This is a genomic window from Paenibacillus lycopersici, from assembly GCF_010119935.1.
In the GTDB taxonomy this organism is placed as follows: domain Bacteria; phylum Bacillota; class Bacilli; order Paenibacillales; family Paenibacillaceae; genus Paenibacillus_Z; species Paenibacillus_Z lycopersici.
On the sequence record NZ_CP048209.1, the window covers coordinates 4,672,012 to 4,696,190 of the forward strand.

Genomic DNA, 24,179 nt, shown 5'->3' on the forward strand with positions numbered 1-24,179 from the left:
CGATGGCGCGATCAGAAGCGCAAACGGAAGGCATGTCGGCGGCGCAGGCTGACGCCATGCCGATCATCGAGCTGAGCTGGCTGACGAAACGATACGACGGCCAGACTGCCGTCAACGGGCTGAACCTGACCATTGCCAAAGGCGAGATTTTCGGCCTGCTCGGACCGAACGGCGCCGGCAAGACGACGACGATCCTGATGATGCTCGGCTTGACCGAGCCGACGAGCGGCCGCGCACGGGTGTGCGGACTCGATCCGACCCGGCAGCCGCTGCAGGTAAAGCGGCGCGTCGGCTATATGCCGGACGACGTCGGCTTCTACGAGGATCGGACGGCGCTGGACAATTTGCTCTTCACCGCCCGGTTGAACCGGATCGCGCCGACGCCGGCCCGGAAGCTGGCGCTCGAGCTGCTGGAGCGCGTCGGCCTGTCGGATGCGCTGGAGAAGAAGGTCGGCGCGTTCTCGCGCGGCATGCGGCAGCGCCTCGGCATCGCCGACGTGCTGATCAAACGGCCGGAGGTGATCATCCTCGACGAGCCGACGCTCGGCATCGACCCCGAAGGCGTGCGCGAGCTGCTGCAGCTGATCCGCGACCTGAGCCGCCTGGAAGGGCTGACGGTGCTCCTGTCTTCCCACCATCTGCATCAAGTGCAGCAAATTTGCGACCGCGTCGGCTTGTTCGTCCGCGGCGAGTTGATTGCTTCCGGCGATGTCGGTTCGCTGGCGCGGCAGCTTGACGACGACCGCTCCGTCACGGTCGAGCTCGAAGTGTCCGGCTGGAACGCGGCTCTCGGGGAGACGCTCGCCGGGCTGGAAGGCGTGCTCGCGTACAACGGCCCCCGTTACGAGCTGCCGGACGGCGGCGGTGAAGCGGCGGCAGGTGACGGCGCAGCGGCGAATGCCGAGATTGCGGGATACGCGTCGGCAGGCGGCGCTTCCGAAGCCGCCGGCGCGACAGCGCAATACGGCGCGGTACGCGTCACGCTCCGCTGCTCGCGCGATCTGACGACGGAAGCCGCGAAGGCGGTCATCGAGAACGGCGCCGACCTGCATGCGGTGCAGCGCAAGCAGTACGGCCTGGACGACATCTACCACCGGTATTTCGAAGGAGGCGGGACCGTTGATCGAAACCACGGCACGACGTGACGGGTTCCTGGGCAGGCTGTCCCGGCTATGGGGCCGATTCCACCCTGCCGCGGGCGAAACGGATGCCCTGGAGCCAAGGACGGCTTCCCCGTTCTGGGTCATCGTACAGAAAGAATTCGGCGATCATATGCGGAGCTGGCGCTTCGGCATTCTGATCGGAATCATTACGCTCGCCTGCATCGGCTCGATTTATGCGGCGATCACGGCGCTGAAGGACGGCGTGAAGACGCAGGATACGGATACGTCCTTCCTGTTCCTGCAAATGTTCACCGCCTCCGACGGAACGCTGCCGACGTTCGCTACCTTCGTCTCCTTCCTCGGGCCGCTGATGGGCATCGCGCTCGGCTTCGACGCCATCAATTCGGAACGCGGCAAAGGCACGCTAAGCCGGCTGCTGTCCCAGCCGATCTACCGGGACGACTTCATCCGCGCCAAATTCACCGCCTCGCTGCTGCTGATCGCGGTCGTCCTGTTCGCCCTCGGCTTCCTCGTCATGGGGCTCGGATTGTTCACGATCGGCTATCCGCCGACGCCGGAAGAAGTGCTGCGGGTCGTGCTGTTCCTCGTGATCGGGGTCATCTACGTCGGCTTCTGGCTGAACCTGTCGATGCTGCTGTCCATCCGATTCCGGCAGGCTGCGACTTCCGCCCTGTCGGGCATCGCGCTGTGGATTTTCTTCTCGGTGTTCTACGGCATGATCATGGGGATCGTCGACAAGGCGACGAGTCCGCCCGAAACGTCGGCGCTCGGCATTCTGCTCCGCCACGCGAACATGATGCTGCTGCTCAACCGGCTGTCGCCTTCCTATTTATTCACGGAGACGACGAGCACGATGCTGACGCCGGGCATCCGTTCGCTCGGCCCGCTGACGACGGAACAGGTCGTCGGCGCGATTGCCAGCCCGCTCCCGCTTGCCCAGAGCCTGCTGCTCTGCTGGCCGCAGCTCGTCGGTCTGCTGGCGGCGACGATCCTCTGCTTCGGCCTGTCGTACTTGCTGTTCATGCGGCAGGAGATCCGTTCCCGGGCCTAAGCTCCCGGGCCCTGCTCGCAAGCAAACAAAGCCATTGCCGCCGGAATGCTTCCCGGCGGCAATGGCTTTGTCGTTATTTTGCATATGCGGTCGCGATTGCGGCATTAGCCCTGGGCAACGGCGCTCTCGTCCATGTAGATGACTTCCCACAAATGGCCGTCCACGTCCTGGAAGCTCCAGGCGTACATGAAGCCATGGTCCTGCGGATCGTTCGATATCGAACCGCCCGAGGAAAGCGCCTTGTAGACGATTTCGTCCACGCTCTCTCTGCTCGATGCGGAAATCGCCAAAATCACTTCCGTGCTTGCGGCTGCGTCGGCAACGGATTTCTTGGTGAAGGTCTGGAAATACGCCTCGGATAGCAGCATGACGTAGATATGCTCGCTGATCACCATGCAAGCCGCGTTCTCGTCGGTAAATTGGGCGTTGAAGCCGAAACCGACCTCGTTGAAGAACGTCACGGATTTTTTAATGTCTTTGACCGGCAAATTAATGAATATTTTATTCGCTTGAATGCTCACGATCGATCACCTCTTCGTCAGCATAGAGGATTCGCCAAACCATGTCAAATTGCGCCAGGGCGGGGTCGTTGGCCGTTTCGAGGCGGAATGCGGGACATTCTATGCCCGTCGCTGCAGCTTATACGCCTTGTCCGTCCGGCTCGCCCGCATGAACGTCTGCCGGCCGGGACGGGTTCGCATGCCGCTCATCCCGTCCGCTCAGCCGTTTCGCGTAACAATGACGCATCAGGCCTCCGTACATCGGCCGCGTGAATTGCCGAACGAATCCGGCCGCCTCCAAATTACGCCGGCTGGCGTCATTGGCGGGATGAACGGTCGAATACAAGCAGCGCGCGCCGAGCTCCCTTGCGCGCCGCTCGCGCAATTCATGGAAGAAGCGCTGCAGCCCGCGTCCCCTCGCGGATTCGTGTACGATCGTGGCATCGAGCATCCAGACGCGGTCCAGCTCTTCTTCCGGCACGCCGAATTCCCGGCCCAGATTGCCGTCCCCCGGGCCTGGATAGGCAAGCGTCGAATAAGCTGCCAGCTTCCCGTTGCCGAAAGCCCCGTACAGCTCGCCGCCGCGTGCCAACAGCTCGGTGAAATAACCCCCGTCGTCCGTCGCGAACAAGGCGCTGTCCGGCAGCCGCGACACGACATCGAGCATCAGCCGGTGCGCATCGTCCGCATATTCGCCGCCAAGCCGGCGGATTTCAAGCCCAGCGAAAGCATCGTACCGCTCCGCATGCCGCTTCTCGTTCGCGTTCATCGTCATCCTTCTTTCCATTCTCTATCTCGTATTGCGACCCAGCTCTATCGCGTAATGCGACCCGATCGCGCGATCGCGGTATGAAGCCAAGTATAAGCCCTTGGACGGTTGTTTGACCATGCGCGCCGCACTTCAAGCGAATCTCGGCAACATGCTTCACGCATCCATGTTGTCTGTCCTCCATTTCCTCGCGCAGCTTCATGCCCGATAACCGGACGATGACTTTATTTTCCTCGTCTAATGCTGTATTTTGCAGGCTATGACTTCATTCGCCTTAGAAAAAACCGCCATAAAATTATATTGATAACCATTCTCAATGCTGATATACTGCAAATGAAAATCATTATCAATAATACCTTTTTGAAGGGTGGATCCCGCTTGAAACCAATCGATAAAGAAACGATGAGAACGCAATATCTCGCCTTTGCCGACAGCGTCAAAACGCTCATGCTCAGCACCGTGGACGAGAACGGGAACCCTTTCATCTCTTATGCCCCGTTCGTGAAGAGAGACGGCAAGTTTTATATCTATATCAGCCGCATCGCCAACCATTTCCGCCATCTGGAAAACAATCCGTTCGTCGATGTCATGCTGATCGAGGACGAAACGCAGACCGCGAATTTATTCGCCCGCACGCGCGCCCGCTTCGTCTGCGAAGCCGTGAACGCCGGCAATGACGGGTTTGACGATGTGTTCGACCTGTTCGGCGGCAAATTCGGGGCCAACATGATCACCATGCTGCGCGGACTCGATTTCTCCCTGTTCGAGCTTACGCCGCGGGCGGGGCGCTATGTCGCCGGTTTCGGCCAGGCTTACGATATCGATCTCTCCGGCGACGAATTCAACCACGTCAACCGCGACGGCCACGGCCAGACGGCGAAAGCCTGAACGTCCGAATTATCCAACTAATAAAGGAGCATGACTATGAGCCATTATGATTCCGTCCTGCCGATCTGGAGCGCCATTCAATCCCGTTTCTTCAAAACCGCCTCGCAGCTGCCCGCAGAAGACCTCGCGCTGAAGATCGGCCCCGCCTCGATCGGGTATATGCTGCAGCACAACGCCGAAGTCGAGTACATGTTCACGGAATGGTATTTCGGCAGGCCGATGCCGGAGCATTTGAAGCTGTCGACCAATGCCGGGCCCGGCGGACGGCAAGGCGACTACTCCGACCTCGGCGCCCTGCTGAAGCTGCTCGGCGATTCGAACGAGCATCTGCGCAGCGCCATGCGCGACCTGCCGGAAGAAGCGTGGACCGTGCCCGTGGAATCGCCGATGGGCGGTCCCGCGACGACGCCGCTCGAGGCGGTCGGGCGCCTGATGTATCATACCGGCATTCATGCCGGACAGATTTCGCTCATTCAGAAGAATACGAGAACCGTTCAGTCCTAGCGGAGTTGCGCGGCCGTCCGCGCGGCGAACGAATACGGCCCCGTATCCGGCATGATGCCGGCTGCGGGGCCGTGCTGCAGTTCAATCTTCCGAGTACATAAATACTAGGCGGGAAGGCAGACGAACGAGTTCCGGCTTCGGCTCGACCATCTTGATCTGCATCGTTTTGTTCGCTTTCGACGCGGCAGGCTTCGCTCTTGCCCTCGGCTCCGGCTTCGCATCGGGCTTCGCTTTCCCGTCCTGCTTGGCGGCCGGCCTGGTCTTCGCCCTGGATCCCCCCGCCGTTCCTTTCCGCTTGTTCCTCGCCGCTTCGTCCGCTTCCGCAGCCGTCTTCTCTTCGGCATCGTCCTGCGCGTCCGGCGCCGATTCGATCACGTTCCCGGCCGATTGCCTCGTCAGCATGCCGTCATGCAGACGGCGCTCCTTGATCCGCTCCGGCTCCTCCAGCCGCCCTGCCGCCAATCGCCTGCATTCTTCCTTCGTAATCGGCTGCTTGACGACAACGAAATGATAGAGGATCTCATCCACCATGTTCATCTGCACTTCCATCAAGCTCATTCGCTCGCTCGGTTCATACAACGGCGACAAATAGAGCGGAAAATAAAAGAACTCCATGCGCAGCAGCCGAAAATCGACTTCGATCGGCTCCCGGGGAATGAATTCCGGCGAAAACTGCGCCGCCGCCACGATTTCTTGATGATACTTCTTCGGCGTCAAATAATACGGCGTATATTCATTGAAGGAGCTGCGGATCGAAGGATTGGCGATATGAATCGCCGCCTGGGCATGCGGCGCGACGATGCATACGATGGCCTTATGCTTGCACACCCGGTAAATTTCGCGCATGACGCCGTGAAGATCCGAGGCGTATTCCAGGCTCCTGCTCGCGAGCAGGAACGATACCGCGTCGTCCTCCAGCGGCAGCTTGTCGTTCAAATCATGCACAATATCGGGATTGACGGACGCCGAGATGTCGACCCCGATGCAATCGCGGTGCTTGTTCACCCCGCAGCCCAAATCCACTCGCTGCATGCTGCGACCTCCTTACGGTCCGATTTTCCCCATGCACCTAATGTATGAGTCCGGCAGGCCGCGTTATGACGCGCGATTGCTTAACGGTACTTGAAGTACAAGATCGTTGCATCCAGCCCGCCGTCCGCCGACCGGGCGTAATTCGGAATACGGCCCGCGCGCGCATAGCCCAACGCTTCGTAGAGCGAATTCGACGGATCGCCTTCCCGCGTGTCCAGCACGAGCAGGCTGCGTCCTTCCTCTGCCGCCGCGGCCTCCGCCGTCCGCATGAGCGCCCTCGCTACTCCGCGCCGCCGAAATCGCGGATGTGTCATGAGCTTCGCGATTTCCGCCCGGTGCAGGCCGTTCGGCTTCGCGCACAGCTGCACCTGCACGCTGCCCGCAAGCTCGCCGCCGATCCGGGCGATGTATAGCAGCACGTCCGGATCCGGCAGCACGCCATCCCAATAACGGCCTGCTTCTTCCCGCCGCATCGGCGGAAGAAAGCCGACCGATGCACCGTCGTCGACCACCGCGGCAAGCAGCTCCGCCAATGCGTCCCGATCGTTCCCGATGGCGTGCAGCCGTTCGATTCGAATCGTTTGGCCGATCATTTTAAGCCCTCCTCGCTTCCTGTCTTGTATGCTGGCTTCGTTAGGCCGAGCTGGCGCCGCTTACTCGCCTCTAGAGACATCCTACCGGATAGCGAATGATTTGTATAACGAATAAAAAAGATTATAATGATTCATAAATCAAATGACTGGAGGCATGGGAGTAAATGGACTCGGCACAATTGGAAGCTTTCATCGCGGTCAGCAAAACGCTCAATTTCACCAAAGCTTCCGATCATCTGCACATCTCGCAATCTGCGGTCACGGCCCGCATCAAAGCGCTGGAGCTGGACGTCGGCAAGACGCTGTTCCTGCGCGACAACCGCAATGTCAGTCTCACGTCGGCAGGTGCCGCCTACCTTCCGTTCGCGGAACGAATGCTCCGCCTGCACGAAGAAAGCAAAGTGACGCTGTCGGACGAATTCGAACATCGGATCGTGCTGAGTGCACCGGGCTCCGTCTGGCATTATGCGTACCTGCAGCGGATTTTTCGTTTCCGGGAGTCCCATCCGAAGGTCGCCGTCAAGTTTCTCAGTTACATCGACCCCGACTATATCATCCGCGACTTGCTGCTGGACGGCGTCGTGCACGTGGCCATCCGCTTCGATCCGCCCGAACAGGCCAAAGTGACGCGCATCCCGCTGTTCGAGGACGAGCTGCTGCTCGTCTCCGCGCGCGACCGGACGGCACCGGTAACCGCTCGCGATTTCTATTCGCAGGCGTACTGCCATATCGAGTGGGGCCAGCCTTTTCCCGATTGGTTCCAATCGATCGCCGGGCCCGGCTTCATCCCCGCCCTGCAGACCGACCATTCGTCCATCATGCTGACGATGCTGCTGCAAGGCGCAGGTTTCGGCTTCATGCCGCGATCGATCGCCCGGCCGTATTTGGACGACGGCCGTCTCGTTCGACTCCGCGCCGCGTTCGAGCCGCCCGCTCTGACGGCTTATGCGCTCTATCTGACGGAGCGGCGCGACGTGGCCGCCGTTCAGCTCGGGCTGCGGCTGCTCGGTATCGAGAACGCGTTGAGCGATTGAAATGTATGGTGCGATACGGCGGTGCGGTGCGCAGCCAGGCAGTCGATCGAGCGCCGCAGGCTGCCGCCAAGCGCAGCTTGCTGCAGCTATGAGCAGCCAGCTCAATGCAGTCACATGCATGAAGCGATGCAGCAGAATGCTATAAACTGCAGACATATGAAGCTAATCGCTATAAATGGCAGTGAAATGAAGCTACGTAGTCAGATGCGGCCGAATGCTAAATTACAGTCCAATATCTCGGCGACTGCTCGATCTGAATTTCCAGCGCTTGTCCGCCTATCCCGCCGCTTGTCCGCCAATGTAGTGCACGGGGTGCACTACATCCACAATTCCGGCGCTATGCTGCCGAATAGCCCCGACTAACCAAAGCTCGCGACATCGCCGCGCTCGCGACGGTTCCTCAACCAACCGCTCGCTGCCTCTTCACATCACGCGCAAGCGCTTTAAGCTCAAACCCGTCTCATTGCCGTCTCGCTGTCGACGAACGTCACTTCGATGCCTGGGAACGCCTCGCGCAGCTGCTCCGTCACGGTCAGCATACCGGACTCCTCGCTCTTCTGATGGCCGATGACGAGCAGCGCCTTCGCGAAGCCCATGTCGATGGCGTCCCGGACGTACTCGTTCGTTTCCCACTCGTTCGTCTCGCCCGCGATCAACAGATCCGCGTCGTAATTGCGGATGAAATTCACATGCTTCCCGAAGCCGGGCGCCCCGGGGCTCAGCGCGAAACGAGACACAGGCAGGTCGAGCCCGCCGGCAGCCAGCACGCTGTCGATGCCGAGCTTGCTCTTCAAATGATTCATGATGGAACCGACGGTTTGCCGCTCGCCTTCCGGAACGTTCAACACATGCATATCCCGCTCGTCCGCATAGGACTCCCATTCCAACTGCTTCAGCATGCCGAGCAGGATGCCGTCCGGCTTGTATTCATGCACGTAATCGTGCAGCCGGAAGATGGCGATGCCGGATTCCTCGATCAATGCCCGCTTCCGCTCGTACACCGGATCGCCGGCAAGCGAGCTTGGATCATCCATATGATTGTAGAACGTCGGCTCATGCGTGATGATCAAATCCGCCCCGGCTTCAACGGCCTGCTTGATCCCCGCGTACGTCGTCATGAACATGACGGCGATTGTGCTGACTTCGGCGTTCGGATTACCGCTCTTCAACGTATCGACGGTGTTCGCCTTCGGCTCCCCCGCCGGGCTGATCAGACGGTCGATCACCGTTTGTACTGTAATAGGCTGCTTGGTTTGAGACATGGATTCGTTCTCCTCCTTCATTAATCCGCTAGCGCCGAGCCGCCCGTTCCAGCAGGCTCAGCAAATAGTCGTCAAGCCGTTCGCGAACGATCGCATTCGTCAGCCCGGTGACGCCAAGATCCGTCCAGCCGCCGTACACTTCCGGCTCCCAGAACGCATAATCGATCAGCGAGACAATGTCCCAATACGGATCGTAGGCATAGGCATCGCCCGCATGACGACAATACGCGTCCAGGAAGTCATCGGCCGCCTGCAGGCCGTGCAGCTGAGCCAGATTGACGCGGCAATGGCCAACGTCGATGCCCGCCGGGCCGACGCAGCCGTTCACCCAATCGACGATGCCGCTCACTTTCCCCTCCGCGCACAAAATATTGGTCGGATGATAGTCGCGGTGAATGAACCGCTGCGGAGCGAACGGCTCGGGCTCCAGCGCGATGGCCGCCGCCTCCTGCCAGCGGCCGGCATGCCGCGACCACGAGGAGGCGTCCAGCTGCGACGCGTCGCAATAGCGGTAATAGCGCCAAGGAAACTCGCCGGGCTCGACGCGGTGGATGGCCGCAAGCGCCGATGCCATGCCGTCCAGCCAACAGCCGATATCGGGCGACGTCAGCTCGACGGCGCCTTCAAGCCGCGACATCAGCACGGCGGGCATGCCGCTCTCGCTCCCCGTCTCGTCGAACGCGAGGATTCGCGGCGTCGCCACGCCTTCATTGCGGACGGCGAGCCGCAGCACGTCGGCTTCATGGCGGGCAAGCGCCGGCTGGTGGCCGAGCCATTCCTCGTCATTGAACAGCCGTAGCACGACCGTTCGCTTCTCCCCGTCCGCTTGCAGCGCCAACTCATAGACGAGCGACGAGATGCCGCCCTGAAGCCGTCTCGCCTGAAGCGCCTCGGCGGCGGGATCGACGGCTTTCAAAGCCCACTGCAGCGCTTGCGGAAGAATGGGATGAACGTCACTCATCATAGATCCACCTGACTTTCGATAGGAATGACTGTTTCGTGATTAATCGTAACCGCCTTCGGCCGCCGGCAGCGCTTGGTACGCTTCCGTGGCCTGTACGATGGCCGAAACGTACGTTTGCAGCTCCAGCAGCTTCTTCGCGCCCGGCGCGATGTCGCAGTGTTCGCCCGACCATGTCAGCGTTCTCGTCTCTCCCGCCGCCGTGATCGTCCAGCTGGCTTGATTGTAAGGCACCTGCGAGCAGCCCGTATTGGCCGGATTCAGATCCGTCAGCCGCATCGCATGAACCGTTTTCATTTTCGCATAGATCGCCTGCATTTCGCTATCGGATAATTTCAAGTCGGCCGCGGCCGTCCCTTTCACGATCAAATCCTTGGTGACTTTGTCCGCGTAGGTGTCGATCTCATCCTTCATGCCGTAACCGTACCGCACGCGAAAATCAAAATCGGCCGGCATTTCGGCAGGCATCTCGTGCGCCAGTACGCCGGTCGGCGCTACGTCATGATCCGCGGCGGCAGGAGCTTCGCGATTCGCCGTCCCGCAGCCGGATAACAGCGCCGCGGCCGCGACGGCCATCGTTAACCATCGTCTCATCTCAATCCCCCTCTGCACATTAGACGGATACGGCAGGCACATGTTGCAGGCATACAGGTACGATCCGAGCATCCCGGCGCAATAAGAGCCGACTCGACTACGACAAAAACCGGCCGCACATCCTGCTGCAGCCGGTTCTTGCTCACGCTTCTTCGATTCCTTCGGCCGTCTGGCCGCAATCAGCCTTCCGTTACGTCCGCTTTCAGCGCGCCGGCAGCCTCGAGCATGACCGGAATAACCGCTTCGTTCGTTCCCGATACGTACAGATCGCCATCATAATGACGGAACGGGATCAGCGACTCGCCGAATCGCCACATGAAGAAATCGCCCTCGATCGACATCGTCGTCTCGCCTTTCACCGTAAACACGTTCGTATACGTAAAATCAGGCTTGTCCTGAAAATATGCCTTGCATTCTTCGAGCGTAATCGGTTTCGCGCCTTCTTCCGGCGCTTGAAGCGATCTCGTGATGCGATAACGTCGTGCCATTGGTTATGCCCCCAAGCTTGTCAGATTCGATTTCATTATAGCATGTAACGCCCATTAGCTCCGCTAGCGCTTGGCATGATGCCAGTCGCAATCCCGCGCATGGTCGTTGACCATTCCCGCGGCTTGCATGTACGCGTAACAAATCGTCGAGCCGACGAATTTGAAGCCGCGCTTCTTCAAATCCTTGCTCATCGCATCCGATTGCGGCGTCGTCGCCGGCACCTCGTTCCTGGCCGTCCAGTCGTTCACCATCGGTTCGCCGCCGACGAAACGCCAGATATACGCATCGAAGCTGCCGAATTGCTCGCATACCTGCAAGAAGCATCTTGCGTTCGCGATCGCCGATTGGATCTTCAGCCGGTTGCGGATTATGCCGGGATCGTTCATCAGCTCCGCCGTCTTGGCTTCGTCATAGCGCGCCACTTTGACCGGATCGAACTGATCGAACGCCTGCCGGTAGTTCTCGCGTTTCTTCAGCACCGTATACCAGCTCAAGCCGGCCTGCGCCCCTTCCAGGATAAGCAGCTCGAACAGCTTCCGGTCGTCGTGAACGGGCACGCCCCATTCGCGGTCATGGTAATCGACGTATAACGGATCTTCATTGACCCAGCCGCAGCGCGCGGGCATGCGGGCATCTTCCTGTTTGTTCATCGCTTCCGCTAACCTCCATCTGATCGTTGACACGTTTTGTACCATTCTATCATCTACTATAGCAAAACCAATAGTGAGGTGATTACTATGGCTCGCACGAAAGCGGTATTGCAGCCTGATTTGGTCTTGATCCTGTGGTCGAGGAACGCGCTCTATCCCGGATCCCCGCGCCGCATCGTTTCCTCCCGCGTCATCGGCAACTCCCAGCCCTGCACGGCCAGCTTAAGACCCGGCACGCTGTTGGCGACGGCCCTGGCCTGCCTGCTCGATAACGACATCGGCTTCAAGATCGTCTTCCGCAAAAAAACGTCCGGCATCAGCGGATATTTGCTCCTGCAACGCAAGCGCTGACGGACAAGCCGCAAGGGGCAGCTCATGGCTGCCCCTTCAGATTGTTGCGAACGATGCGCTGCTTCGAGCAGGCTCGCGGCGCACCGCGCCCTGGAGCACGATGGGATCCTGTTGGCGCTTCGCCGGCGTGTCATGAGCTGCCGGTACCGTTTCGAACCTGGCCGGCTCCAAGACGGCTGGTTCACGGAGCGTCCATCGGTGCAAGGAAGCGGACAGGAGATCCGTTATCCGCTTCTATATCACGAGCTTGCGTGTGCCGGCGGACAAGAAATCCGTTCTATCGGCTGATTAGCCTGTTTTCGATTTCATTCGAGGGCTTTAACGGATCCTGTGTCCGTGCGCCACTCCAAAATCCCGATTTCGTCAAAATAACGGAACCTGTGTCCGCTAGTCTTGGCGGGGGAATCCATTCCTTTTCCTTTTCCTTTTCCTTTTCCTTTTCCTTTTCATTTTCCTTTCCCTTGCCGTACATGCATCATAAGCGGCGTCGAGCTTTCTCGACAGCCCGAAGGGGCAGCTCATAGCTGCCCCTTGTTGGCTGAACATATATAACGGGTATAACGGGATCCGTCGTCGGCTGGCGGTCCACTGATTGCCGTCGACCGGCGGCCAGCTGCCCATGACGGGCACTAATCGTGCCGCGCAGTACCGGCGGACGAACGCTTCGGCGGCAGCCTGCGCGCGGCGGAATTAAGCGGCTCCCCGGCGCTTCCCGCTGCCTGGCCGGGCGCGGAGCACGACCCGCAGCAGCGGCGGCACGAGGAAGAAGATAAAGAACATCCGGAACATCTGATACCCGGCGACGATCGACAGGTCCGCATGAATTTCATGGGCGATGATGCCCATCTGATCCATGCCGCCCGGCGCGAGGCTGAGCAGTCCCGTCGATGCGGACACCGGCTGCAGCAGGGTCAGCAGGTACGCCATGCCGAGCGCGCCGGCGATGAGCAGCAGGCCGCTGACGATCGCCAGCGTGAAATTGCGGACCTTGTTCGGCAGCTGTCTCGGCTGCAGCATCAACCCTACGTACGCCCCGATCATCAGCTGCGCGATTTGCGTGAGCGTCCCGGGCAGCGCCGGACCGTGCACGCCGCACAGCTGCAAGGCCGCCGTCCCGATGGCCGGTCCGAGCATGTAGGCGGTCGGCAGCTTGATGCGGGCCCCGCCGACGGCGCAGGCGATGGAGACGACGGCGAACAGGAGGATATTCGGGAACAGGCCGCCCCAGCTTGCCGGCGTACCGGCTGCAGCGGCAGCGGCCGAAGCCGCGCTGTCCTTCACCTGCCCCAGGATCGGGCTGAACACGACGAGCGGCACGCAGATGACGATCATCATCAGCCGCGTCACCTGCGTGAACGTGACGGACGTAATGTTGATGCCCTCCGTCTCTTCCGCCAAAATAATCGCTTGCGTCAAGCCGCCGGGAATGCTCCCGAGCAGCGCGGTCCGAAATCCCGTGCCGGAAAACCTCGATATCACGTAGGCGATCCCCGTGCAATAAGCCAGCAGCAGCACCGCCATCAGCAGCATATACGGCAGCTGCAGCGCCATTTCCTTCAACGCCGCCGCCGTGAGCGACAGCCCGATCGTGTACCCGACGATGATGAGCGCCGTATTGCGCAGCTCCTGCGGCCAGACGAAACGGTCCGCGACCAGGTTATTGCCGATCAGCACGGCGATCATCGGGCCGAGCAGCCAAGGAATCGGAATATTCATCCAGTCGAACAACAACCCGCCGATTACCGACAAGACGACGGTTCTTGCAACGGATCCGGCTCGAAGCGGCTTGCGTGCAGTCATAGCTATCTCCTCGCTTCCTCTATCAGAATGCCATATCATGCCGCTTTCTATGAAAACGTTTAATATGAGCAAATAATTGCACAGTTTACCCCAAAAAAATTTAGCTCTTGATCAGATCCGCCACGGTGTAATGGCCAAGCACCTTCGTGACCTGCGTATTAATATCGGACATGATCGTCTGGAACGCCTCGTTCACCCGCTGGCCGAAGCCGTGATCGCCCGTCGTATCCAGCATCCGATCCCATTGCGGCTGTTCTTCGTGCAAGGCCGTATACACCTCGAACAAGGTGATGGCCTGCGGCGAACGAGCCAGCTCATAGCCGCCCGAACGGCCCTGCCGCACTTCGACGATGCCCGCGTCGCCAAGCTGTGCCATGATTTTGCGCAGCGCGGTCGGCTCGCATTGCACCTGCACCGCGATTTCCGCGCTGGAACGCTGCTCTTCGCTCGTCGCCAGCACGATGAGCGCTTGAAGCCCCAAGCCAAACCGTTTCAACTGAGCCATCTTGTCTCGCATTCGCCTCTCTGCGTTTCTTAGTGTGTAAATTCTAGCACAGTTTATAGTAGGGCGCAACTCGCCGAACGGCCTCTCCGCCGTTCTGCCTTCCGGCGGAATAGCCGCTAAGCCATCGGCGCCGAAGGCGTTCGCGAACCGATTCGAAGCGCCGAGAGGGATTGTGACGCAAGGCGGAGAATGTAGAACGGATAACCTTAAAAGAATGGGAGCGGCTGCCATGGAACTCGATACTCTTCGTTACCCGCTCGGCCGTCTGGTGCCGGCGCGGCATTCGGGACCGCTGGACCGCGAACGCTGGATGCAGGACATCGCCGGCATTGCCGGAGCGCTTCGTTCGACGGTCGCATCGCTGACCGAGGAACAGCTGCGTATGCCGTACCGGCCGGGAGGCTGGACCGTCAGACAGGTCGTACACCACTTGGCCGACAGCGACATGAACGCGTACATCCGCTTCAAGCGGGCGTTGACGGAGGACGCGCCGCTGGCCGGCACGTTCAGGGAAGACGTCTTCGCCGAACTGGCCGACTACGCCGATACGCCGGTCGAAGCGTCGCTTGCGCTGCTGGAGGCGCTGCACGCGCGTTTCCTCGCGCTGCTGCACGGCATGGCGGACGAGCAATTCAAGCGGACGTTCACCAGCCCGGCGCACGGGCTTATGACGATCGATCAGGCGGTCGAGCGCTTCGCCTGGCACGGCAGGCATCATATCGCGCAGATCGCGCAGATCGCAAACCGCTCGCATGGCAGCTAATGGGCGCTGCAGCCGGCCGGCATGCCGTCGGCTTAACGAAACCCGGCCGTGAATCCCCCCTTCCGCCATGCTATACTGGAACAAGCATCCAGAAAGCCGACGAAGGAGGCAATACGCGTTGTTTCGAATCATGCTCGTGGAGGACGATGCGGATATTCGCGGCATTGTCGCGGATACGCTGCGCAAATGGCAGTACGACGTTGTCGAGCCCGCCGATTTCGGCGACGTGAGACAAGCGTTCGAAACCCATCGGCCGCATCTGATCCTGCTCGATATCAACCTGCCCGTGTTCGACGGGTTCTATTGGTGCCGGCAAATCCGCGCGGTATCCAACGTACCGATTATTTTCCTCTCCTCCCGCAATCAGAATATGGACATCGTCATGGCCATCAATATGGGCGGCGACGATTTCGTGCAGAAGCCGTTCGACCTGGAAATCCTCGTCGCCAAAGTGACCGCGCTGCTGCGCCGGAATTATACCTACCAGGAAGAGACCCTGCAGCTGCGGCACCGCGGCTTGCTGCTCAATGTCGCCAATTCGACGGCTGACTTCGAAGGCCGGGTCGCCGAGCTGTCCCGGAACGAATTCATCATTCTCGGCGTGCTGATGCGGAAGGCGGGGACGATCGTTTCCCGCGACGATCTCATGCAGGCGCTGTGGCATGACGAGCAGTTCATCGACGACAACACGCTGACCGTGAACGTCAATCGGCTGCGCCGCAAAATCGCCGAGCTCGGCCTGGAGCCGTTCATCGCGACCCGCAAAGGGATGGGGTATATCGTGGAATGAAGCTGCGGCGGTTTCTTAAATACGAACGTTCCTACATCCTGCTCAGCGCGGCCACTTTCGGCCTCGTCATGCTGATCTGGTACGCGGAACCCGGCAATCGCCTGAGCGCCGAAAGCCTGCTCTACCTGGCCGCGCTGGAGCTGCTCCTGCTGACCGCCTTTTTCGGGTACCGGTACTATCGGAACGCGCGGGCGGCCCGCATGCTGAAGGACGAGGACGGCGAGCCGTTGTCGCTGGAAGCCGAGACGTACCAGGCCGTCATCCAAGAGATGGAGCGCGCGCATATTCGGGCGCTGAACGAGGTTCATAAGAGGCAGAAGGACTATTACGATTACATCGTATCCTGGTTCCACGAAGTGAAGACGCCGATCTCCGTCATCCGGCTCATGCAGCAGACCGAGGTCGAGCCGCGAAGCCTTGAAGAGCAGGTAACCCGCATCGAGCAGTACGTCGATCAGGCGCTGTACTACGCGAAGCTGGACAATTTCAGCCAGGACTACGAGCTCGTCAATTGCGACCTGGAGCCCCTCGTCAAGGATGTCGTGAAGAGCCATTCCAAAGCGTTCATCGCCCGCAAAATCCGGCTCTCGCTCGAGATCGGCGCCACCGTCGTGCAGAGCGATCCCAAATGGCTGCATTACATTATCGGCCAGCTGCTGACGAACAGCTTGAAGTACACGCCGGCACGCGGCGAGATTCGAATCACGGCGCTTGCCGGCGACGAGGAGAAGCTGCTCGTCATCCGGGATTCCGGCATCGGCATCGAGCCCCGCGACCTGCCGCGCATCTTCAATCGCGGCTTCACCGGGACGAACGGCCGCATTCATATGAAATCGACCGGCATCGGCCTGTACTTGGCGCAGGAGCTGTCCAAGCGGCTCGGCCATTACATCACTTGCGAATCCGAAGCCGGCTCGTTCACGGAGATGTCGGTGCATTTCCCGCGCAGCCACGATCCCTACCGGGATACGCTGCGGCAGGCGGATGCGGCGAAGATACCGTTATCGGATGCCTGACAGGCGATTCGGTCCAAAGGAGTACACTGATGCATAGGCACGGAACGTTAACGAACGTATCATTAGGCACGCGGATCATCGCCTTTTTATGGGATTATGCGATCATTTCGGGCTATTTGCTCCTGCTGGTCGGCTTCTCCTTCGTTATGCGCCCTGCATTGCTGCCTTTGTTTACGACAAGTCCCCTATTGTCGGAGCTGACCGGCTTTCTATTCATTACGCTGCCGGTCTATCTGTATTTCTCGCTATGCGAGGGATCGAAGGCGCAGGCGACATGGGGAAAATACAAGATGGGAATTATCGTGGCCGACATGAACGGGAATGCCGCCGGACTCGGCACCTCGCTCCTTCGATCCGCCCTTAAATTCCTCCCGTGGGAGCTGGCCCATTTCACCATTTGGCATATGGTCATGCCGAATCCCTATCCCGACGGTCTGATTTATAGCTTGCTGGCAGCAGTCTACGGCCTGGTCTTGCTCTACTTCGTAAGTCCATGGTTTAGCAAAAACAAGCAAACCTGCTACGACTATCTCGCGGGTACCGTTATCAGGCGCAGAGCATAACATTCGATCGATTACATGACAAGCAGCCCCGGCGACCGCGTACGGTCGCCGGGGCTGTCGGCGTTAAGCCGCCCGGTTGGCAATTCGGTAATAGATATTCGTGGAGACGAGGTAGAATCCGGCGTAAATCAAGAAGTACAGCGCGATAATTCCCCACACCATCCCCTTCAAATCCGGAAAATCCCGAACGGAATCCAAAATATACGTCTTGATGATCAGCCAGCTGCTCGTCAGGCCCGGCAGAAGCGGCAGCGCGAACACGAACAGCAGCTGCTTGCGGATGACGCTCATCATCTCCCGGCGGCTGACGCCGAGCTTGCGGAGCATCGCGTATTGCGGCCGCGAATCGGTCGCCTCGCGCAGCTGCTTGAAGTAGATGACGCTCGCCAGCGAGAACAGCGCGATCAGCGCGAGGAAGGCGCTGGCGAACAGCAGCAGCGAGGAGCCTTCGATCTGCTTGGAATAGACGTCGGCGAAGGACGAGTAATACGTGCCCGGCGTCCTCGTCACGATGGCGTGAAGCTGCCGGGACAGCGCTTCCGCATGGGCGGCGTCGGCAAGGCCGTACAGCTGGAACGACGCTTGCTCGGCTCCCGTCCGCAAGCCCGCGAACTTCTCGTCGGCGATCACGAGCAGCGCCGGCTTCTTGTCCATGGACAAGTCGGGATCCGTCGTCCAGCCGAGCAAGGCGTAATCCTTCTTCTCCGTCAGCTGGAACGACGCTTCGGACGCTCCCGCACGGACGCGGAACGCAATCCCTCCCGCCGGCAGCTTCTTCGGAAAATCCATCCCTTGCGACAGCGATACCGCCTCGTCGCCGGTCAGCTCGACCCGCTGCCGCGCGTCGCCGCGCGCCGCGGCGACCGCGTTGTAATCGGAGGCCGCGACGAGCAGGACGCCCGGCTCGAAGTATTCCGGATTCTCGAACGCGAGGCCGGAATCGGTCACGGGCTCCACGCGCAGCAGCTCCAGCCGGCGGCTGTCCCGTACGGCGTGGCCCGAAGCGTCAATAGCCCGCTTCACCTCGCGGTCGACCGCGGCGCTCTTCGATTCGTACGCAACGTCGTTCGGCAGATTGTGTCCGACGGCTTCGAATTGAACGGCATAGTTAATCGAGACGAAGCACATGAGCAGGATGAGCGCGGTGCTGAACAGCGAAATAAACGTCAGGTTGAGCGTATTGCCGCGGATTTGAAACCGGATCGACGAGGTCCAGAGCGACGTGTTGCCGCTGTAATACCGCCTGGTTCGACTCCATTGCTGCAGCAGCCAGCCGGCGAACTGCCGGAAGAACATGTAGGTGCCGGCAATGAGGCCGACCGCGCAATACATAAGCGAGACGCCGGCATGGTCGGTCCAGAAGACGGATTGCTTGCCGCTGCCGATAACCGCGAGCGACGAACCGAGCAGCCCTGCCGCGATCAGGGCGGTCAGCGACGATATCCGGATCGGCTTCTCCGTTCGTTCCTTCGCGCGGAACAGGTCGATCAGCTGCACGCGGGCGATCAGCATATAGCTCTGCATGGCAACGGCGGCCAGCAATACGACGAGCACGACCAACGTGGCGGCGAACGCCCGCAGCGGAAAATCGAGCGAGACGACCTGGTCGTACCGCATCAGGTTCATGAGCAGCGCCCCGAAGATTTTGGACAGGAGGCCGCCGAGCAGGCTCCCCAAGACGAATGCGGCGATGCCGAGCCCCGCCGACTCGTAGAGAAGCATGAGCAGGAGATGCTTTTCGTTCATGCCGTACAGCATGTACATGCCGAGCTCTTTCTTCCGCTGCCGGATGAAGAACGAATTGGCGTATAGAATGAACATGACGATGAACAGCACGATGACTGCCGATCCGATCAGGAAGCCCGTCCGGAAATTCTGCACGTTCTCCAGCGCATTCAGAATATCGGGGTTGTACATGACGGACGCGAACGAGAAGAAAATCATCATGCCGATGACCATGGAGACTCCATAAATCGTATAAAGGCCGAAGTTGCGCCGGACGTTCTTCAGGGACAGCTCGAGCAGGCTCATCGCAGCTTTCCTCCCAGCAGGCTTTGCGTCTCCAGGATGCGGTCGTAGAACGCCCGCTGGCTCTGATCCCCGGCGTACATCTCATTCACGATCGCTCCGTCGCGCAGGAAGATCACTCTCCCGCAGTAGCTCGCGGCGTACGCGTCATGCGTCACCATCAGAATCGTCGTCCCGAATTTGCGGTTCAATGCCGCCAGCTCCTCCAGCAGCTGCGTCGCCGACCTGGAGTCCAGCGCGCCCGTCGGCTCGTCGGCGTACACGATCGCCGGCTTCGTAATGAGCGCGCGGGCGCAGGCGGTCCGCTGCTTCTGCCCGCCGGACAGCTCGCCGGGGTACTTGTCCAGCAGATCGGCGATGCTCAGCGCCTGCACGATCGGCATGAGCCTGGCGTCCATTTCCCGCGGCTTCGTTTTGCGCAGCGACAACGGAAGCAGGATGTTCTCTTTCACGGTCAGCATATCCAGCAAATTATAGTCTTGAAAAACGAATCCCATCCGTTCCTGCCGGAACCGGCGCAAATCCTTCTTGTCCAGCGCAAGCAAGGACTGCCCCTCCAGCCAGACATCGCCCGCCGTAAAGCGGTCGATCGTCGACAGCACGTTCATCAGCGTCGACTTGCCGGAGCCGGAAGGCCCCATAACGGCGGTAAACTCGCCGGATGCGACGGTCAAATCGATGTTCTTGAGGACCGTCGTCTTGCCGTAGGCTTTGGAAATATTCTCGGTGCGTATAATCGCGGACGCATTCATGGCGCTCCCTCCCTCTCGTTATCTCTACTATAGACTGGAAGGGCGCGCCGTAACCATAGCCGGAGGATACCGCAAGGTGACGGTTTTGTCACTTTCGGCACCGGCCGGGCGGCTTAAGCGGCATGCCGAATAGCGCCGCCCCGTCAATGACGGCGCGGCGCTGACCGGGCGGCGCTGCTCAAGAAAAAACGCAACTATATTTGGGCCAATAGATCTGAATAGCGCTTCACATAAACGGAAGGGCTATACTCCTCCTGAATGGTAGCTAATCCATTGGCGATCAGTGCATTTCTTAACTTCTCGTCACCCATTGCCTTAACCACGCATTCCACGGCCATATCAATGTGTCCGTATTTATACAACAAACCGTTTATCCCATGCGTAATGATTTCGTTTTTCCCGGGAACATCCGTACTTACGATGGGTACGCCGACGGCCATAGGTTCCAGTATGTGATTGCCCAGCCCTTCGCGGACAGATGGTGACAAGATAATACCTCCGGAGCGTTTGACTTCCGAATAAACCTCCGGCATGTATGAATTGGGGATGTTATACATAAAACGGCTTATCTCCGTTAGTCCGCTTCTCTCGCACGCTAGCTGGACTTCCGCTAATTCCCCCCTATTAGTAGGATTGCATATAAACCATGGCTCAATACTGACTATTTGGTTAACCTGCTCGCATATTCTTACAAATTCGAACCAGTTTTTGCTGCGCTCCATTCTAGCGGCAAATGCAATTACTTTACGGCCATTAACCGGGATCGGGCAATCGTTCCACGTTCGCTCCTCGGGCGCAATCCATTGAAACATGGGGTCAACAGCATTTCCTTCTACAAAAACCTGAACGTTGGTGGTTAATTGAGCCATGACGAGCGGCTTTAAATACTTGGCGATACACATGACGGCATGGACCTTTCTAGTGCTGCTGATCGATTTCAAGATACCGGCAATTTCCCTGTTCCACCCTCTAACTTCGTAGAGTACCTTACCTTGGTAGGTCTTCGGTACATACGGAAGAAATTGAAGTGAATAAATGAATGAGATGATATCGTAGTTTCCCGTCATAATTTTCTTTTGAAACTCGGCCGGACTCCGCATATAATAATGGACGATATCTTTAAAGATATATTCACCCTCGCTCTTCTCCAAAAACACGACTTCAGAGTGATTGCCGTGAGCGCGAAGAGCATTGATCCGGTTTCGCAAGGTAGTTTGCAAGCCCCCTTCCCTGGAGCTTGGGGCAACAAACAGAATTCTCAATCGCATAATCCCCTTCCATCAACTTATTCAGAAGACGCCGCTGCTGCCTATTTGACCTTATTCTTCAACACTCGTGCCTTCTTTGCCGTAATAATTCACATACCATTCAACAAACCTGCTAATCCCTTCCTGAACGGATGTCTGAGGTTTAAATCCCGTCACCTTGAACAAATCCGTCACTTCGGCATATGTCTCCGGTACATCCCCCGGTTGGAGCGGAAGCAGTTCTTTCGCGGCGGTTATGCCAAGTTTCTCTTCCAGCGCCGTTATAAAATCCAACAGAGGAACTGGATCGTGATTGCCAATATTATAGATTTTATAAGGAGCGGCGCTGGATCCCGGAATCGGCGAGCCGCCGTCCCAATCGGGATTCGGTTTGGGCGGAAGCGGTATTAACCGAACGATGCTTTCGACAATATCGTCAATAAAGGTAAAATCCCTTTTCATCCTGCCGTTATTAAATAATTGAATCGGTTTTCCTTTCAATATGGCATTGGTGAAGAGAAATAGAGCCATGTCCGGTCTTCCCCAAGGCCCGTACACAGTAAAGAACCGCAGTCCCGTCGTAGGAAGGCCAAACAGGTGGCTGTAAGTATGTGCCATGAGTTCGTTTGACTTTTTCGTCGCAGCGTACAGGCTAACAGGGTGATCTGCAGGCTGTTGCGTGGAGAAAGGCAAATTGGCGTTGAGGCCGTACACGGAACTTGAGGAAGCGTAGATCAGATGTCCGACTCCGCGATGACGACAATTTTCCAGCACATTCATGAATCCGACAATATTTGACTGAATGTAAGCATGAGGGTTGTCAAGACTGTAGCGAACCCCTGCTTGAGCCGCTAAATGGATAACGATTTGCGGACTAAACCGTTCAAACAATCTCCCCAATCCGTCACTGTCCTCCAAATCTCCTTGTGCAAATAAGAAGTTCGGATGATCCAAACGCTTTAATCTATCCTTCTTTAGCGAAACCGAGTAATAATCGTTTAAATTATCAATGCCAGCGACGACATGACCCTCCTCCAGCAGGCGATTGGTAACGTGAAAACCAATAAACCCCGCACAGCCGGTTACAAGCATATGCACAGCTGCTCCCCCTTTTAACCGCTCTGAACTGCTAACGATTACTCATAAGTTCCTATTAACTAGCATATGTGAGGACTTATAGGAAAGAACGGCCATTACACGCCCTACCTTAACCCAATCAAGTTCATGATATCGCTCATAAATTAAGTAGAAGCCGAGGTGTCCATATAAGAGGAAGGATGCGATACCATGAAAATTTTAATGGTCGCCGATCATCCGGGCTGGGCGTTCGACCATATTGCCAACGATTTGTCCGCCCTCGACATAGAGGGGATCCTCTTCGAAACCAACTATTATGATAAAGTGACTCCAGCCGATCAAGCTCGCTTTGACCTTATCTATCCGATGTCTGTCTCGATTGCAGAAAGATTGTATAAAGCCGGGATTCCCTTAGAGAGAATGGCGACGGGCATAACTTCATTGGTTCCTTATGAGCCGTACCTGGCAAATAAAAGCCTCCCCAGGGGATTTATGCAATTTATCCGGAGATTGCGCGGAGTTAACACGTATTCGGATGAAATCGTCCGCTTGTTTAACCCTTACTTTCCCCTGTATAAAACAAGGGTAGGAATCGATACTGCGCGCTTCAAACCCGCTTCCGGCAGCCGGGATAGCTTATTCAGAGTAGGTTGGGTAGGCAGGATTGACCTCCCTGCCCGCCGTGAATTAAAAGGATATGATATGGTACGGTCAGCATTGAGCGGATTAAGGGTCGATTTGGACATACGAACCTTTAAAGAACATTACGTTCCCCGCGAGCAAATGATCGAATACTATCAAGGACTGGATTGCCTGATCTGTTCAAGCCGAACGGAAAGCATTCCTTTTCCGGTTCTAGAGGCAGCCTCCTGCGGGGTGCCGATCATTTCAACCGAGGTAGGAATCGTACCCGAACTAATCCGCAACAAACACAATGGAATCATTATTCCCCGGACGGCAAACGCGATTAGGAAAGAAGTCATGAAATTAATGATGGAACCTGGTGAGTGCCGTAAAATGGGGGAAAATGCAAGAAATACGATCGTTGATCAATGGTCGTGGAACATTTGCAAGAGGGACTGGGAGGGCTTCTTCAAATCGTTGCACGTATAATCGCCAGGCTAAGAACGGTAGTTTCCTCTTCATTGACGCACTTGCACGCCTTCGTCATGGGAAAAGCTTCCGATACCTTGATGTGCTGATAACAGGATACAAAAGGCCCCCACAGCTGATACACTTTTTGAAAGTGTCCCGTCTATGGGGGCCGGTTTATTTCCTGCCCTTTCTTAGTCGTGTTGCTTCATCGAATTTCACTTAATTATTAGTAGTAGCTTCACCCCAGAAAACTTCCGGACCGTTACGGATCGTAGTGGATACACCGGAAATAAACGCTGAATATACGGTTTCCAATGCTGCAGGGGCAAGTAGATCCGGCACGTGGAAAGCTCTAAACTCCGCTGTTGCAATCGTGGTTACAACGCCAAAAGCAGTAAAAATGACGTTCGCTGAGGAATAGCTTCCTCCTCGAACGACTTCGATTTTAAACACGTCTCCGAAATCTCCGCTGACACCGATCGTTCCTGACAAAGTAATAATCGGATTGGCAACATTTTGCGTTTGTAGACCGACAATTCCGAATAAAGCAGGCGTCGATGACAATGCCGTTCCCGGCGCTCCGACCGTGTTGGAGTTCATTGATGTGCGCTTATCCAAAAAAATACTCATAATGAATCACCTCCAATTTATACTACGTTAGTATATTAACTATCCGAATAGCGGGATTGGACACTATTGCTAGACTAATTGTCAATTATTCCTTTATTATGTGTGTTTACC

General features: G+C 57.8%; 27 protein-coding genes. 11 read left to right on the forward strand and 16 right to left on the reverse strand.

Annotated features, from left to right (window positions below):
- The first annotated feature begins 2 nt into the window (after positions 1–2).
- Both GXP70_RS20675 and GXP70_RS20680 read left to right on the forward strand, forming a co-directional pair.
- Positions 3–1,145 carry an ABC transporter ATP-binding protein gene (locus GXP70_RS20675; protein WP_225442493.1) on the forward strand — a complete coding sequence of 381 codons (1,143 nt, stop codon included), beginning with the start codon at positions 3–5 and terminating at the stop codon, positions 1,143–1,145.
- Positions 1,120–2,175 (forward strand): ABC transporter permease, encoded by a 1,056-nt coding sequence (locus GXP70_RS20680; protein WP_225442494.1) that lies wholly within the window; start codon positions 1,120–1,122, stop codon positions 2,173–2,175. Before GXP70_RS20675 ends, GXP70_RS20680 begins: the two co-directional genes overlap by 26 nt.
- A 104-nt stretch (positions 2,176–2,279) precedes the next feature.
- Here the strand turns inward: GXP70_RS20680 and GXP70_RS20685 are convergent, their stop codons facing one another.
- Together GXP70_RS20685 and GXP70_RS20690 are read right to left on the reverse strand one after the other, a co-directional pair.
- Positions 2,280–2,696, reverse strand: a complete 417-nt coding sequence (locus GXP70_RS20685; protein ID WP_162358586.1) for a VOC family protein — start codon at positions 2,694–2,696, stop codon at positions 2,280–2,282.
- A 118-nt stretch (positions 2,697–2,814) separates the two neighbouring features.
- Positions 2,815–3,462, reverse strand: coding sequence for a GNAT family N-acetyltransferase (locus GXP70_RS20690; RefSeq protein ID WP_225442495.1), 648 nt, complete (start codon positions 3,460–3,462; stop codon positions 2,815–2,817).
- Positions 3,463–3,822: 360 nt separating this feature from the next.
- Between GXP70_RS20690 and GXP70_RS20695 the strand changes: the two genes are divergently transcribed.
- On the forward strand, positions 3,823–4,332 hold the full coding sequence (locus tag GXP70_RS20695; protein ID WP_162358587.1) for a HugZ family pyridoxamine 5'-phosphate oxidase: 510 nt from the start codon (positions 3,823–3,825) through the stop codon (positions 4,330–4,332).
- Between the two features lie 36 nt (positions 4,333–4,368).
- Positions 4,369–4,836: a DinB family protein gene (locus tag GXP70_RS20700; protein ID WP_225442496.1), complete on the forward strand. Its 468-nt coding sequence runs from the start codon at positions 4,369–4,371 to the stop codon at positions 4,834–4,836.
- A gap of 81 nt (positions 4,837–4,917) precedes the next feature.
- Here GXP70_RS20700 and GXP70_RS20705 read toward each other — a convergent pair whose 3' ends face one another.
- Both GXP70_RS20705 and GXP70_RS20710 read right to left on the reverse strand, forming a co-directional pair.
- The gene (locus GXP70_RS20705; RefSeq protein WP_162358589.1) at positions 4,918–5,868 is read right to left on the reverse strand and encodes a methyltransferase domain-containing protein; all 951 of its coding nucleotides are present in this window, start codon (positions 5,866–5,868) and stop codon (positions 4,918–4,920) included.
- A gap of 80 nt (positions 5,869–5,948) precedes the next feature.
- A complete protein-coding gene (locus GXP70_RS20710; protein ID WP_162358590.1) occupies positions 5,949–6,461 on the reverse strand; it encodes a GNAT family N-acetyltransferase in 513 nt (170 codons plus the stop codon).
- 164 nt (positions 6,462–6,625) lie between these two features.
- Here GXP70_RS20710 and GXP70_RS20715 point away from each other — a divergent pair, with 164 nt between their 5' ends.
- Positions 6,626–7,495, forward strand: coding sequence for a LysR family transcriptional regulator (locus tag GXP70_RS20715; RefSeq protein ID WP_162358591.1), 870 nt, complete (start codon positions 6,626–6,628; stop codon positions 7,493–7,495).
- A gap of 449 nt (positions 7,496–7,944) precedes the next feature.
- Here GXP70_RS20715 and GXP70_RS20720 read toward each other — a convergent pair whose 3' ends face one another.
- The 5 genes from GXP70_RS20720 to GXP70_RS20740 all read right to left on the reverse strand — a co-directional run bounded on the left by GXP70_RS20720 (position 7,945) and on the right by GXP70_RS20740 (position 11,427).
- Positions 7,945–8,757 (reverse strand): Nif3-like dinuclear metal center hexameric protein, encoded by an 813-nt coding sequence (locus GXP70_RS20720; protein ID WP_162358592.1) that lies wholly within the window; start codon positions 8,755–8,757, stop codon positions 7,945–7,947.
- A gap of 28 nt (positions 8,758–8,785) precedes the next feature.
- Positions 8,786–9,718, reverse strand: a complete 933-nt coding sequence (locus GXP70_RS20725; protein WP_162358593.1) for a phosphotransferase family protein — start codon at positions 9,716–9,718, stop codon at positions 8,786–8,788.
- Positions 9,719–9,760: 42 nt separating this feature from the next.
- Positions 9,761–10,312: a hypothetical protein gene (locus GXP70_RS20730; RefSeq protein WP_162358594.1), complete on the reverse strand. Its 552-nt coding sequence runs from the start codon at positions 10,310–10,312 to the stop codon at positions 9,761–9,763.
- Positions 10,313–10,491: 179 nt separating this feature from the next.
- A complete protein-coding gene (locus GXP70_RS20735) occupies positions 10,492–10,800 on the reverse strand; it encodes a hypothetical protein (RefSeq protein ID WP_162358595.1) in 309 nt (102 codons plus the stop codon).
- A gap of 63 nt (positions 10,801–10,863) precedes the next feature.
- Positions 10,864–11,427: a DNA-3-methyladenine glycosylase I gene (locus tag GXP70_RS20740; protein WP_162360587.1), complete on the reverse strand. Its 564-nt coding sequence runs from the start codon at positions 11,425–11,427 to the stop codon at positions 10,864–10,866.
- Between the two features lie 111 nt (positions 11,428–11,538).
- On the opposite strand from GXP70_RS20740, the gene GXP70_RS20745 reads away from it, so the two are divergent.
- Positions 11,539–11,802: a hypothetical protein gene (locus GXP70_RS20745; RefSeq protein ID WP_162358596.1), complete on the forward strand. Its 264-nt coding sequence runs from the start codon at positions 11,539–11,541 to the stop codon at positions 11,800–11,802.
- Positions 11,803–12,492: 690 nt separating this feature from the next.
- Here GXP70_RS20745 and GXP70_RS20750 read toward each other — a convergent pair.
- Together GXP70_RS20750 and GXP70_RS20755 are read right to left on the reverse strand one after the other, a co-directional pair.
- Positions 12,493–13,602 (reverse strand): AbrB family transcriptional regulator, encoded by a 1,110-nt coding sequence (locus GXP70_RS20750; protein ID WP_162358597.1) that lies wholly within the window; start codon positions 13,600–13,602, stop codon positions 12,493–12,495.
- 100 nt (positions 13,603–13,702) lie between these two features.
- Complete coding sequence (locus GXP70_RS20755; protein ID WP_162358598.1) at positions 13,703–14,107, reverse strand: RrF2 family transcriptional regulator; 405 nt, start codon at positions 14,105–14,107, stop codon at positions 13,703–13,705.
- Between the two features lie 229 nt (positions 14,108–14,336).
- Between GXP70_RS20755 and GXP70_RS20760 the strand changes: the two genes are divergently transcribed.
- The 4 genes from GXP70_RS20760 (at position 14,337) to GXP70_RS20775 (ending at position 17,239) form a co-directional block, all read left to right on the forward strand.
- Complete coding sequence (locus tag GXP70_RS20760) at positions 14,337–14,870, forward strand: YfiT family bacillithiol transferase (protein ID WP_162358599.1); 534 nt, start codon at positions 14,337–14,339, stop codon at positions 14,868–14,870.
- A gap of 118 nt (positions 14,871–14,988) precedes the next feature.
- Entirely contained in the window at positions 14,989–15,660 is a 672-nt protein-coding gene (locus tag GXP70_RS20765; protein WP_162358600.1) for a response regulator transcription factor, read from the forward strand.
- Positions 15,657–16,676 (forward strand): sensor histidine kinase, encoded by a 1,020-nt coding sequence (locus GXP70_RS20770; protein WP_162358601.1) that lies wholly within the window; start codon positions 15,657–15,659, stop codon positions 16,674–16,676. Before GXP70_RS20765 ends, GXP70_RS20770 begins: the two co-directional genes overlap by 4 nt.
- A gap of 29 nt (positions 16,677–16,705) precedes the next feature.
- Positions 16,706–17,239, forward strand: coding sequence for an RDD family protein (locus tag GXP70_RS20775; protein WP_162358602.1), 534 nt, complete (start codon positions 16,706–16,708; stop codon positions 17,237–17,239).
- A 63-nt stretch (positions 17,240–17,302) separates the two neighbouring features.
- Here the strand turns inward: GXP70_RS20775 and GXP70_RS20780 are convergent, their stop codons facing one another.
- The 4 genes from GXP70_RS20780 to GXP70_RS20795 form a co-directional block, all read right to left on the reverse strand.
- Positions 17,303–19,270 carry an FtsX-like permease family protein gene (locus GXP70_RS20780; RefSeq protein ID WP_162358603.1) on the reverse strand — a complete coding sequence of 656 codons (1,968 nt, stop codon included), beginning with the start codon at positions 19,268–19,270 and terminating at the stop codon, positions 17,303–17,305.
- Complete coding sequence (locus GXP70_RS20785) at positions 19,267–20,019, reverse strand: ABC transporter ATP-binding protein (RefSeq protein WP_162358604.1); 753 nt, start codon at positions 20,017–20,019, stop codon at positions 19,267–19,269. The genes GXP70_RS20780 and GXP70_RS20785 overlap by 4 nt, the downstream gene beginning before the upstream one ends.
- 194 nt (positions 20,020–20,213) lie before the next feature.
- On the reverse strand, positions 20,214–21,281 hold the full coding sequence (locus GXP70_RS20790; protein WP_162358605.1) for a glycosyltransferase family 4 protein: 1,068 nt from the start codon (positions 21,279–21,281) through the stop codon (positions 20,214–20,216).
- 57 nt (positions 21,282–21,338) lie between these two features.
- The gene (locus GXP70_RS20795; protein ID WP_318652387.1) at positions 21,339–22,364 is read right to left on the reverse strand and encodes an NAD-dependent epimerase; all 1,026 of its coding nucleotides are present in this window, start codon (positions 22,362–22,364) and stop codon (positions 21,339–21,341) included.
- 189 nt (positions 22,365–22,553) lie between these two features.
- Between GXP70_RS20795 and GXP70_RS20800 the strand changes: the two genes are divergently transcribed.
- Entirely contained in the window at positions 22,554–23,456 is a 903-nt protein-coding gene (locus GXP70_RS20800; RefSeq protein ID WP_162358607.1) for a glycosyltransferase family 4 protein, read from the forward strand.
- 201 nt (positions 23,457–23,657) lie between these two features.
- Here GXP70_RS20800 and GXP70_RS20805 read toward each other — a convergent pair whose 3' ends face one another.
- Positions 23,658–24,068 (reverse strand): hypothetical protein, encoded by a 411-nt coding sequence (locus GXP70_RS20805; protein WP_162358608.1) that lies wholly within the window; start codon positions 24,066–24,068, stop codon positions 23,658–23,660.
- Between the last annotated feature and the right edge of the window lie 111 nt (positions 24,069–24,179).